This is a genomic window from Streptomyces sp. NPDC002574 (assembly GCF_042889545.1).
Taxonomy (GTDB): domain Bacteria; phylum Actinomycetota; class Actinomycetes; order Streptomycetales; family Streptomycetaceae; genus Actinacidiphila.
The window spans coordinates 186,922-200,503 of record NZ_JBIARB010000012.1; the positions used below are offsets into that span (position 1 = coordinate 186,922).

Here is a 13,582-nt window from a genome sequence, read left to right on the forward strand (position 1 = left end):
TCCCGTCCGGCCCCTTCTGTATGTTCGCTGTGCTTTGCCGTGCTTTGCCGTGCTTCGCCCCGCTTCGCCGTCCGGGGATCAGCCCTTGGTGAGGCTGCTGCTGATGCCCTGGTCGAACTGGATCGCGTTGTCCTTGATGCCCTTGAACATCTCCGAGAAGTCGTTGATGCCCTTCACGGCGGCCAGCAGGCTGGTGTCGAAGTTGTTGTAGGTCGTCCGGATGACCTCACTGGACTGCTGGAAGACCATGCCGTCGTCGACCAGGGTGTTGACCCGGTTGCGCAGGTTGCTCAGCACCGGGAGCAGGTTCTCGTGGGCGTCGTGGAGCAGCGCCACGACCTCCTCGATCTTGGCGTAGTCGAGGTTGATGCCGTTGTAAGCCATGGTCGTCCTGTCCGTTCTGGATTGTCGGTGGGGGGGTACCGGGGGAGGGCTACGCGATGTGCGGGTTGGTGCCGCCGGGCGGGTGCGGGGGCGGCCGGTCGTCGCCGTTGTTGTGGCTGCCGGAGCCGGATCCCGAGCCGTTCGGGTCGTCGCCGCCGACCGGCTGCCAGTCCGGCTGCTTGCCGTCGGAGCCCTTCGGGCCGCGGGTGTACTCGGTCTTGTCGCCGTCGCTGCCGGTGACGGTCATGGTGCCGCTGCCGTCGTCGTGGAGGGTGGTCACCGAGTGGACCGTGCTTCCGTCCGGGTACGAGGTGTCCGTCGTGTAGTTCAGCCCGTCGGGGCTGTAGTTCGTGGTCGAGGTGTACGTCTTGCCGTCGTAGGTGACGGTCGACACCTCCTTGATCACGTGCCGGTTCGCGTCGAGCGTCAGATCCGTCACGACGCTGCCGCGCGAGGTGTCGATCTGCTGATGCAGGGGCGGCTGGTCGCCGGGATTCGTGGCGGAGCAGAAGTCCGGCATCGTGCCGTCCGGGCCGGGCACGCAGTCCTTGATGTGGGCCTGCTTGTAGTCCCACAGGTCCTTGTCGTGGAAGTAGTTCTGCAGGGCCAGGTTGTTGCCCGTGATGCCCATGCCCTGGGCCAGTCCGGAGTCGAAGGACATGAACGCCTCGCCGACCGACCCGAAGGCGCCGGCCAGTTCCTTCAGGCCCTTGTCCGCATGGCTCATCGTGCTCTGGGCGTTGTAGTAGAAGTCGCTGAGCGCCTCGGCCAGCCCGGCGTCGCCCAGCACGGTGTAGCCGTCGCCCTGGCCCAGCTGCGAGAACAGGCTGTGGTCGAGGAGCGGCCCGATGCTGCCCGCCAGGTTCTCCAGGTCCCTCTTGGCATCGTTGAGGACGTCGTAGTCGATCTTGAGTTTGTCGGGCAAGAGGGCCTCCCGGTCCCCGTCGAGACTCCGGTCAGCAGGACCACGCGCGGGGGGCCCGGGCGGTTCACCTCCGGCCGCTTGTGTAGCGCACGTCACGTGAACCGCACCCCGCGCTCGTGCGTGGTCCCGGTGGGAGCACCCGCCCCGCGTCCTGTCGTTCCGGGAGGAACCCCGTATGCCACGCCCGACCGACTGGAACGCGATCGGGCTGTCCGGAGACCCGACCCCGGGCGACCCCGAGCAGATCAGGACGCTCTCCACCGAGCTGAAGAACCTGGGCACCTCGGCGCGGGAGATCAGCACCGCCATCGACGCGGTGATGAACACCGCCGGCGACAGCGTCTTCGTCGGCGAGGCCGCCGACGCCCTGCGCGGGAAGGTCGACGACCGGCTCCGCCACCACATCGAGGACGTGGCGCAGTCCTTCGAGTCCGCCTCGACCAGCCTGAGCGGCTGGGCCGACAAACTCGTCGAGCTCCAGTCCAGGGCCGACGGCGCCCTCAACTCCGGACGCGGGCTCTCCGAGGACGACCCGCAGCGGGAGACCTACGCGACCACCGCCCGGCAGGCCGGCACCGAGCACGGCGAGGGGGCCTCGTCGGCGGCCGGCGCCATCCGGGGCGTCTCCAACATCCAGCTGCCCATCTCCGAGTGCCAACTGTTCTGGGAGGCGTTCCAGTGGCTGGCGATCATCCTGATCATCCCGGCGCTGATCTTCGGCGGACCCATCGCGCTGCTGGCCCTGGGCGTCAACCTCACCCTCTTCGTCAAGACCATCGTCGACTTCGCCAAGGGCGACGCCAGCTTCCTGGACCTCTTTCTCGCGGGCCTGGGCATCCTGGCCCCGACCACCAAGGCCCTGCCGATCTTCCAGATCATCAAGGCCGGCGGGACCGCCTTCGCCAAGGGGTTCACCCAGATCGCCCGCGGCACCTTCCAGGCGCTGCGCAACCTGTTCACCAATGGCTTCCGGCTGACCACGATCATGCCGAGCCTGCAGGACTTCGTGCGGCTCAGCTCCACCTGGGTACGCCAGGGCGGCCTGTGGGTGATGCAGGGCATCCACAACCTGCCCGCGCTCACCGGAATGGTCTTCCAGCGCGGCGGACTGACCGTCCTGGAGAACCTGCGCGCCCTCCCCGGAGTGGTGCGCGGGCTGCCGGCCACCTTCGGCCGCGGCGTCGTCGCCGGCTGGAACGGCCTCGGCCGCGGCCTTGTCACCGCCTGGCACGGAGTGGGCACCGGCGCCAAGGCCACCTGGGACTTCACCGTCCGGGAGCTCGGCGGCACCAAGTGGACGCGACTGCTGCTGCCCGTGGACGCCGGTGAGATCGGCCAGTACGGATGGCGCGGCGCACTGCGCATCGGCCTCTTCGACCGCGGCGTCATGGGCAACCACATCTTCGGCGCGCCCCTCGGCGGGGCGATCGGCCACGGTGTCAGCGCCGTACCGATGCCGCACGGCCCGCACGGCGTGGACGGGCTCGTCGACATGCCCCGCATCGAGCTCGGCAACGTGCGGCTCGGCGACTGGGCCGGCACCCACGCCGGCCTGCGCCCCTTCGAACTCCATATGGGCCCGATCGACATGGCGTCCGCGCTGCGGCCGCCCTCCCTCCACATGGGCGACGTCGGCGCCATCGGCGACCGGGCCGGGCTGGGCTTCCACGCCTCCCGGCAGCTGGACGCCCTGGTCGACATCCCCAAGGCCCACCTCAACAACCTGCGGCTCGACGGCTTCAGCCCGCTGCCCGCCCGCGCCGACGGCGGCCTCGGCGTCAGCGCGGTCACCTCGGCGCCGACCCTCCACCCCTCCGGCCTGTACCTGCCCGGCGCCGCCGGCAGCCCGGCCGCCCACGGCGTCGACCTCGCGGCCGGTGCCCCCGTCACGGGCGGCACCCACTCCGCGCTCACCGCCGTGCAGGCACCGCCGCCGGGCACCGCGGCCCACGCCGACGCGCTGCTTCCGGGCGGCCCCGGCGGCACCCACGCCCCCGGGAGCATCGCGCTCACCGGTACGCACATGACCTCCCCGGGCACCGGAGCGGCCGGCAACCTGCTCACCCCGGGCGCGCCGGGCACCGGCCCCGGCGCCCTGCACACCGCGCTGACCGGCACCCAGGCGCCCCCGCCCGGCACCACCGCGCAGGACCTGGTGGCGAGCATCACCCCGGGCGGCCCGGCGACGGGCGCCCACCCCCCGGTCACCACGATCGGCCAGCTCCACCACGGCGGTCCCGGCACCACCGGCACGACGGCGTTCGACCTCCTCGCGACCGGCGGCCGTGGCACCCCCAACACCCCGGTCCCCGCCGGTGCGGGTGCCGGTCTCGGCGACCGCACCACCAGCGCCCTGACGGCCCACCAGACCAGCCTGCACCTCGACGAGCTCGTCCACTCCCCGGGCTCCCCGCGCCCGAACGCGGCTCCCGACCGCTTCGCCCCCGGTTCGCACGGCGCGGGCGCCCTGCCGCCGGGCAACACCCCCCGGTCCGCGCTCGACCTGGTCGACGCCGGCACAGGGGTGCGTCCCGCCGAAACCCACGCCTTCGCCGGCGCCCCCGGCAAGAGCGCCGACGACGCGGGGCACGCCTTCGCGGGCGCGCCCGCGAGCAAGGGCGACCACCCCCTGCTCCCCGCGGCGGCCCAGGATCTGCACGGCACCCCGGTCCGCCCGGGACCGGGCGGCCGTGGCCCGCACACCCCGGAGAGCACGCCGCACACCGTCACCGACCCGGCACCCGGCTCCGCCGGCGCCGGTAAGCCGCCCACGCCGGTGGCGGGTGGCGGCCATGTGCTGTCGCGTGACGCGGACCTGCTCCACGAGGTCAACATCAAGCTGCGCAAGATGGGCCACGAGGCGACGACGCCGGGTGCCTTGAACGCGTCCCGCGAGGCACTGGAGAACGCCAGGGGGGCGGGCTTCACGAAGGTCGACATCCGGGCCCAGGCCGACCAGCTCGCCGTGCACATCGCGGGCCCGGAACGCGGCAGGCTCCCGGGCGGCGTGCGGCACACGGACCTCACGCACGACGCGCCCGCCGTCCCGGGGGCGGGCGGGCACCACGCGCCGCCGGTCCCGCCGCGGCCGGAGAGCGGCCTGCTCGCCGGGCTCGACGACATGTTCCTGGACGACACCGGAGTACCGATGCGTTCGCATGTCGACATGGTCGACATCGACGACACGGGCGCGCCGATGCGTTCGCACTTCGACATGGACGACGACTCGGTGCCCGGGTCCCCGGTCGGCCAGGGCGGTACCGAGGACCTGGACGGCTTCTCGGAGTTCGTGGACCTGATCCGGCCGCTGCGGCAGCACGTGGAGCGCGCCTTCGACAACCCCGCGGCCGACATCGAGGTGGCCATCCTGGCCAATCCCGGCGGCCGGACCTGGCGGGAGTTCTCCGACGACGTGGGCCACGCCATGGTGTCGGTGATGCTGCCGGGCGAGCGCGCGCCCCTGACCATCGGTTTCTATCCCTCGGACGGCTTGTTCGGGCACCCGGGTGCGATCGTCGACGACGCCGGGTACGTCCTGTCCGGCCACGTCCGTGTCCTGGGCACCTACCGCATCACCGCGGCGCAGTTGTTCGACGGATACCGCTACGCGATGGCGCACTCCGGCGCCGTGTACGACCTGTTCCGCTACAACTGCGTGCGGTTCGCCGAGGGGTTCGTCTCCGCGGCGGTCGGCAAGTCGGTGGCCGACCTCTGGGTCGCGGCCCCGTACCGCCTGGTCGACACGATGCTGCGGCGTGACGGTGCCTGGCACTGGGCGGACGGCCCGTCGCCCGTGGTCGATCTGACGGCCGGCGACCTGGCCCGTTACCGGGCCGCCGACGCCTATCTGAAGAACGGGAGCGTCGTTCCTCCGGAGCAGTTCCAGAACGCCTTCGTCAAGGCACGCCAATGGGTGCTGTTCGACCACCAGCGTCCCTTGATCGTCGGAGAGACGAAGACGCCCCTTCAGGTGGATCAGCTCGATCTGCTCAGCCGGTTCGAGACCATGGTCACGCATGCCGTCGTCACGGGCGGCGACGACGCGGGGCGCCAGCTCTCCCGTGAACTGGGCACGTCCTACGGCACGCTGCGTCCCGGGCTGGCCGATCTTCCGGCGCCGTCGGCCGGTGCGCCGGCCGCCGGGGACGCACTCTCCGGGATCGGCAGGGGCGGAGCGGACGGCCTCCCGCAGCCGGCTTCCCTGCCGGGCGCCCCGGCCGCGGGGGACTCCCTCGGGTCCGTGCCGTCGCCCGGGGCGTACGACGCGCCGTCGCCGCCGACGTCGACACGGACGTCGACGATGTCCGGGACGTCAGGGACGTCGGACGTGGACCTGGTGCTCCACCAGATCGACGACATGCTGCACGACATGGGCGTGTTCCGGACGTCGGTGGACGACCTGTCGACCGGCACGCCCTCGGTGTCCCACGGGTCCGGAGTGCACGACGGCGGCCTGGGCGGCATGCCGGACGTCCACCCGTCGGGGTCGCAGGCGAACGCGCACGGAGGGACGGGCGGCGACGTCCACGCCGCCCCCGGGCGGCAGCCCGGTGCGCCCGGCGGCGCCGGGCACGGTGGTCCGGGGATCGATCTCCACGGTGTCGGCGGCGACGACTTCATGCGGTTCGTGGAGGACGCGCGACCGGTGCGGCAGCACGTGGAGAACGCGATCGGCGACTCCAGGGCCGACATCCGGCTGGTGATCGGAATGGACCGCGAGACGGGCAGTCCCTCGCTGTCGGTGTGGCTGCCGGGCCGCCACGAGCCGGTGACCCTGGGCCCGGGCGCCTCGGGCGAACTCGGTGCCGTCCGCGGCGGCGTCGACGGGATCCACGGCAACGGTGTGCTGGTCCTGGCGGACCACCAGATCACGGCGGCCCAGCTGGGGAGCGCCTACCGCTACGCGCTGGAGAACCTGCCGACATGGCGGGCGGACGCCGGCCGGTTCACCGAGGAGTTCATGACATCCGCGCTCGACGCGCGGCCGGTGTCCGCGGAGTCGTCGGCCGGCACGGCAGGGCACGGCGTCGTGGACGACCTCACGGACTCCCCCGCCCCGTCGGTGGACAAGGGCAAGGGCAGGGCCCCGGACCACACGCCGGACACCACCGGCTCGTGGCCGGGCGACGGCGGTGCGCACGGTGACGCCGCGCGGAACTCGGCGGCGATCGACGCGGGAGCGGCCGTCACGGACGCCCGGCGCGGGGTGATCGATGCCCGGATCGTCCGGGACGACCTCCAGGCACGGTACGAGCAGGGTGTCGGCACCTCGGCCGAGGCCGACGGCGTCCGGTACCTCGAATCCTGGGAGCAGGTCCGGCAGGCCGACACCGCGCTGGCCCGGGCCGAGGCCCACTGGTCCGAGGTGACGGGCGGCGCGCCGCTTCCCGAGGTGCGGTCGCACGGTGGATACGGGCTCGGCGGCGGTGCGCCCCACCAGCCCGGTGACCTGCATCCGTCGGGCGGGACGCACCCCGCGACGGCCGGCGACGACCTGGCGACCGCCGGGTCCTCGGCGCCGCACCAGCCCACCCCCCTGCCGGCGGTCGACAACCGCTCGGTCGTCGGCATCCCCGGCCAGGACGGGCTCGTCGTCCGCGCCGAACGCGGCAGGACCCCGGAACTGGTGGGGAACGCCGAGGTCGGCGGCCACCGCTTCGAGGTGGCCGATGTCCAGCGCGGGGGTGCCCAGTTCACCGTCCGGCAGCTGGACGCCGGCGGCTCGGTCGTCCACAGCTGGACGTACAAGCGGCTGGGGCCGCAGCTGCGCACCGCCCAGGAGACGACGGCGCTCTCCGACGGCCACTTCGGCGGGGCCACCGTCACGATCGCCAACAACGCGGTGGAGGACGTACGGGCCGGCGGTTCGGCGTGGCCGGCCAAGCTCGGCCCGGACGGCGAGATCATCGTCGCCTCGCCCCTGGGCAACCAGGTCTACGACCGCGCCGGCGGCGTCCTCATCAGGACCGAGACCTCCGGGCGGCCGCCGGTGGCACCGCCCGGGCACGTGCCGCCGGCCGAGGCCGGGAACTGGACGGCCGCCACGGACCTGGCCCGTACGCACCTGGGCAAGGCCGCCGTGGACAACGACCTCAAGCTGTTCATGCAGAACGTCATCGGCGGCGCCTTCACGTCCAAGAAGGGCTACGGCGGCTACATCAACGCCGGCGTCCTGGAGGCCGATCCGGGCCTGATCGGCAAGGTCGAGGAGTTCAACAAGGTCACCAAGGGCCTGCTGCACGAGGGCGCCAACGAGCCGATGACGGTGTGGCGCGGTGTGGCGATGGACCCGCACGCGGCGCAGGCCGACGTCTTCATCGAGCGACTGCCCGCCTCGACGTCCAACAACCGCGCGTTCCAGGCGGAGTGGGCGAAGAACGGCGTCAACAGCAACCGCGTGGTCTTCGAGATCGAAGTGCCCGCGAACCACGGCAAGCTGGCGATGGCGTACCCGCCGGGCTACGAGAAGGCGTTCGACGACGCCGTCGCCCTGAGCGACCAGTCCGAGGTGACGCTCTCCCCGACCAGGCTGGTACGCACCGGCTCACCCCGGGTCGAGCCGGACGGCATCACCGTCATCCCCGTCCGCGCGGAGCAGATCCCGAACGCCGAGCTTCCCGCGCTGCTCCGCGAGGAGTGGCAGGGTCTGCCGTCGGGAACGGCCTTCGACGACTTCGGCCGGGCCTTCGAGCAGGGCTCGATGCGGCGCTGGGAGGGCCTCGACGACGCGGTCGTCCGCACGGAGGGCACGGATCCGCTGGTCAAGACGTTCGTGGTCAGCCGGCCCGGCTTCACCGACGAGCTCACGGTGACGGTCACCCACGAGCCCGGCCGCAACGCCGTCTCCGTGAGGATCGAGGGCGGGGACCGCGCGTTCTCCCGGGAGTGGAGCAGCACCGGCTTCAGCAACGTCGCCGCCGACCTGCGCGGCAATGTGCTCCACAACAACGACCTCTTCAACCCGCTGCCCACGCCCGCCTCCTGGAAGGAGGCACCCACCGCGGGTCCGGTGCGCGCCGAGTTGTCGCGGGAGACGGATCTGTTCCACACGGTGAACCTGCGCCTGCGGAAGCTGGGCGAGGGGGCCGTGTCGCGGGACGAGTTCCTGCACGCCTACCACTCGGTGCAGGACCGGCTGGGCAGCATCGAGGGCCGGCTGACGGTGCGGGCGCTGTCGGAGGACGTGACCGCGCAGCTGCTCGGCCATGAGTTCCCGCGGGTGCGCGGCGGCATGCACACGACGACGAGCACGGGCGACGACCTGGCACCCGGCGCCCCGTCCGGTTCCGGCTCGCACCAGCCGCCGGCGCCGCCCGCGGCGCACACGCCGGTCGACCTCGCGCCGCTGAACAACGCCCTGGAGGGGCACGCCGGCGCCACGAGCAGACTGCGACAGTTCGAGAACGACCTGGCCCAGCTGTCGGACGAATCGTCCAAGCTGCCCGATGCCCAGGCCAAGGTGACCGAGGCCCTCGGGAACGAACAGACGGCCAAGGCCGTGCTCGACGGCGCCGTGGACGACCTCATCCACTCCCGGAACCTCACCCAGGTCGAGCTCAACAGCCTGGTCGACCGGCTCGCCGGATCGAGCTACGTGGACCAGGCCCTGCGGCTTCGTACGCACGGCGACGACCTCGACCGGTTCGCCCGCACGCCGGAGGGCGCCGGCCGTCCCGACCAGGGGGTCTGGACCGGACCGGAGATCACGGCGCAGTCCGACGCGGTGCGGGCGCGGGTCGCCGGCCTCGAGGACGCGCTGAAGCCCGGTTCCACGGCGACCCACGGGGAGATCCAGGGGCTCGCCGACGAGCTCAGGGAGTCGGCCGGCCGGCTGGGCGTGATGACGGACGGATTCGTCAAGGACGCCGCGGGCCTCGGCGGCGCGTACGCGCTGCGCGCCCGGAACAAGGCACTCGTCGCGGCCGTGGACCATTACGTGAAGCTCGTCGACGACGCCCTCGTCGCGGCCCTGCCGGGCGAGGAGCTGCGCCTGGCCCGGCCGTTCGACGTCGACAAGGCGGCCCGCGGACTGTCGGGCGCGGCTGTCGACGTCGCCCGCAGGTACCGGGTGTGGGGCGCGTACAAGGACATACCGACGGGCAAGCAGTGGACGAAGGTCCTCCCCGACGCCGAGGGGAAGTGGGCCCAGGTGATCGGGGACTTCCCCGACAACCTGACCCCCACGCAGAAGGGGGAGTTCGTCAAGAACCTCTCCGGCAGGAACGTCCAGGGGCTGAGGCAGGAGTTCGACACCCTGCTCGGCACGCTGGACGCCGGCGACGCGCAGGCCCTCCGCGATCTCCGCGCCCGGGTGGAGAACCTCCCGCACCACATCAAGCACGCGACACCGGCCTACCACACCATGGCCAACAGCGGATTCATGATGTCCCAGGGCGAACTGGAGCGCCGCGGCCTGAAGTTCCTCGCCTCCGGCAAGAGCTCGGTGAAGAACACCTCCAACCTGGGCAACGACGACTTCGTGTTCTTCCGGATGGAGTCCGGCAAGGCCCCGATGCAGACCCGGTACGGGCCCACCACCATGATCTTCGACGCCAAGGTGCTCCAGGAGAAGGGCGGCTGGGTCTCCCTCCACGACCAGCTCAACCCCCTGGACCGTCCGACCATGCGGAACCTGGAATTCGAGGGGAAGAACGTCCGCGCGGCCGAGTTCGACGAGGGCTTCACGGGAACGGGCGAGCGGGCCCGGTGGACCTACACGTACCCGGACAAGTCCACGCGCACGGTCTCCTTCGAGCAGGAGGTCTTCCACGGCGCGGACGTGCGGGACGGACTCGCCCTGTCGGTGGTGCGCGAAGTGCACTCCATCGGCGGCGACTTCAAGGCCCATGTGCTCCGCGTCATGAACAACGAGGACGAACTGGGCAAGGTCGTCTCCAACCTGTTCCGCCCGGAGGCGAAGTTCGGCGGCAACCTCCCCTTCACGCCCCTGGGGTCCGAGGTCTCCGGACGCTGGGCCGGTCTCGTGGACGTCCACAACCCGGCGGGCGACGGACGGTACTTCCCGGACGGCACCGTCGACCCGATCGCCCGGGCCGCGGGCAAGCAGCACGACGAAGCGCTCGACCGGGTCCGCCAGGCGGACAACGGCATCACGAGCGGGCACACCAACTCCGTCAGGTTCAACCTGCGCAAGGCGGAGACGCACGCCCAGCAGTCCGTCGACCTGACCGACCAGTTCCGCAGGACCGCCACCGGCGACCGCCTGGAGATGGCGGAGAAACTGTTCGCCGAGCGCACCAAGCTGCTGGACGACATCAAGGCCCGGTTGGCTCCCGCGCAGGAAGCGCCGGCGCACTCGCCGCTCCAGGACCACCAGAAGCCGGCGCACCCGGCGACCGACGACGCGCAGAATCCGGGGCCGTCGGTCCGGAGGAAGCCCGTGCCCAAGCCCAAGCCGGGGTCGTCCACCCAGCCCGCCCCGGCGGCGCTCCCGCCGGAGCTGGACAGGGCGATCTCCCACGCGCTGCCGGGCGCGACCGCGGACATGCGTCAGGTGATCAAGGTCCTGACGGAGAACGACGGAAGGGTCAGTTTCGAGCAGTTCAACGGCTCGAGCATCCAGAGGGCCTTCGGTATCGGCCGCAACAAGGTGAACGAGGCCGTCAAGGCCATGCCGCAGCACGCGTACCAGCACGCCGGCGCCAAGGTGATCGCCCTGAGCGACGACGCCCGCGCGCTGTTCCTGCCGCAGAAGGCCGTGCCCGATCTCCCCGGGACATCCCCCGCGTCCTCGGCGCTGGACGCCGCCCCCGAGGCACCCGTGCCCCACACCGGCGGTTCCGGCCTGCCGCACACGCCGGCTCCGGTGGAGGCGAGCGGCTCGGGCGCGCTGTCCCACCGTGCCCCCGCCCTGTCGGACGACGTCCTGCACGGCGGCACGGACGCCGGCACCTTCCTGCCGCCGAAGGCGCTCGATGACGCCCTGACCCCCGTGGGCCCGGAGGCCGGCCTGAACGGCGGCGGCGTCGATGCGTTCCCTTCGCCGCACGCGCTGGACGGCGTCACGTCACGCCCGAACCTGGTGGACGAGCTTCTCGCGGGCCCGGGGAACGGCCCCGGCCGGCACGTGGAGCCGGACGTGAATCTGAACGGAGGCGGCGTCGACGCCTTCCCGCCGTCCCACGCCCTGGACGACATCCCGTCCCGGCCAGGCGTGATCGACGACCTCGTGGTGAGCCCGGAGAGCCGCCCCGGCCGGCATGCCGGGGCGGATCTCGGCTTGGGCGGCGACGAGTTGGCCGGCGTCAAGCCGCACGACGCGCTGCCGCCGAGCACGTCGCACGGCGGCGGCCCCACCGAGGCCCCCCGTGAGACGGGCGTGGACGCGACGCGTACCGTCCCGCAGCCGGAGACCACCCCGCACGTCGAGGACACCGCGCACACCGGCGCGGCGGACGGCACCCGCGCCACGGGGAGGCCGGCGCACCCCGATCTGCTGGACCCGGCCGTCTACCGGGACCGGACGGCGACCCCGCGCGGGATCCGCGGCCAGTCGCAGATCCAGCACGTCGACCGGAGCATGACGGCTCTCCGGGGCGTCGCGGAGACCGACTTCGCCGGACGGGCCACGGCGCTCGACAACGTGGTGACGGCCGCCGACCGGTTCCTGCGGGACCGCCCCGGGTCGGAGCGCGCCGTCGGTGTCCGGGCCCTGCGGGACCAGGCCCGCGCCGAGGCGGACGCGTACCGCGTGCTGGACGCGTTCCACGGCGGCGGTACCACCCCCCTCGGGACCGAGGGCCTGCGCGACCTCGCCGGGCGGGCCGATGCCCTGCTGTCCGGCACCGACCTGCGCGCGAGCACCCGCGGCCGGCTCGACGCCCTGCTGACCAGGATCGACGAGACCTTCACGGCCGCGCCGCCCGCACCCGTGACCGGTCACGCCGGCGGGGGAGCGGAGCCCTGGGCCTCCGACTACCGCGCCGTCGAGGACCTTCTCGGCGGGGAAGGGAACGCGGCCCGGCAGCACTGGGCCGACCTCACCTCGGCCAGGACGGACCTCGGCCGTGCCGAGGACGGGTTCCGCGGCGGCGACGCGAGTACGTCGCAGGGACTGAGCGCGATCGACGAGCACGTCCAAGGGGAGGTGCTGGCCGCCCGCGACCGGCTGGCCGCCTCGTATCACCAGCTGCGCGGGGAGGGCCTCGACCCGCACGCCGTGGACCAGCGGATGCGCGGGATCAACGAGCGGGCCGCCGTCGAGCGCGGCGCGATCAACGCGGCCGGCGGCGGGGACCCCCTGCCCGAGCGGGTGCCGGTGTCGACGACGTCGACCCCCCTGTCCGACTCCGGCCACGCGGGGTCCAACGGCTTCACCGTGCAGGAGCAGACCTGGGCGGACGGCTCCGTCACCCACCAGGTGGTGGACCGCCACCTGACCCCCGACCCGGACCGCACGGTCACCGTCCGGCAGGGCGGCGGCTTCGACGTCCGCCACACGCCCTCCGACGTGGTCGTCACGTACAACCACGCCGGTGCCCGGATCGCGGACGACCTCCCGCTGCTCGGCTCCGACGGGCGGCCGACCGGGGCGCGCCTGCACGTCGACCTCGCCGGCCGCGGGGGCCCGCAGGCCGTCACAGCGGTGGACGGGCACGGGCAGGCGTTGCACGCCGCCCTCCTGGACGACGGCCATGTGCGCCTGACCGACACGGGGACCGGCGTCACCACGCGCGTCACCGTCCGGGGCCATCACGTGGACCAGGGACTCCAGTTGACCGGCGGGAACGGAGCACCGGCGGACACCGACCGGGTCCTGATGACCGGGGGCGCCGGCCACCACGTGACCGACCTGAACGGCAACCGCCTCCCCGACACCGTCACCGACCTCGGCCCCGGAAACGGCTTCCGGGTCACCGACCACACCACCGGCGTCTTCGCCGCCCACGGCGTGGACGGCCGTCTGGGGGAGACGGGTGTGGCGCTTGCCGACGCGCAGGGTGTGCGGGGCGTGCTGTTCGTGGCGGATCGTCCGGGCGGGCACGTGCTGACGGACGCGGCGGGTGCCGTGCGCGGCGACCGGCTGACGGTGCTGCCGGGGAACGCGGGTTTCCGGGTGACGGACGACGCGACGGGCGCGACGACGCGTTACGGCGCCGACGGACGCCCGGTGGAGACGGGCGTGGCGCTTGCCGACGCGCAGGGTGGGCGCGGTGGGCTGTTCGTGGCGGATCGTCCGGGCGGGCACGTGCTGACGGACGCGGCGGGTGCCGTGCGCGGCGACCGGCTGACGGTGCTGCCGGGGAACGCGGG

General features: G+C 72.8%; 2 protein-coding genes and 1 pseudogene. 1 reads left to right on the top strand and 2 read right to left on the bottom strand.

Going from position 1 to position 13,582, the window contains the following annotated elements; translation table 11 throughout:
• Positions 1-78: 78 nt before the first annotated feature.
• Positions 79-384, bottom strand: coding sequence for a hypothetical protein (locus ACFYXS_RS28540; RefSeq protein WP_384290250.1), 306 nt, complete (start codon positions 382-384; stop codon positions 79-81).
• A gap of 49 nt (positions 385-433) precedes the next feature.
• Positions 434-1,309: a hypothetical protein gene (locus ACFYXS_RS28545; RefSeq protein ID WP_389253244.1), complete on the bottom strand. Its 876-nt coding sequence runs from the start codon at positions 1,307-1,309 to the stop codon at positions 434-436.
• Positions 1,310-1,484: 175 nt separating this feature from the next.
• On the opposite strand from ACFYXS_RS28545, the pseudogene ACFYXS_RS28550 reads away from it, so the two are divergent.
• Positions 1,485-13,582: pseudogene (locus ACFYXS_RS28550) on the top strand (hypothetical protein); the annotation flags it as partial.

Coding starts and splice junctions, on each gene's coding strand:
- ACFYXS_RS28540 (WP_384290250.1), bottom strand. CDS start 384: ATGGCTTACAACGGCATCAACCTCGACTACGCCAAGATCGAGGAGGTC.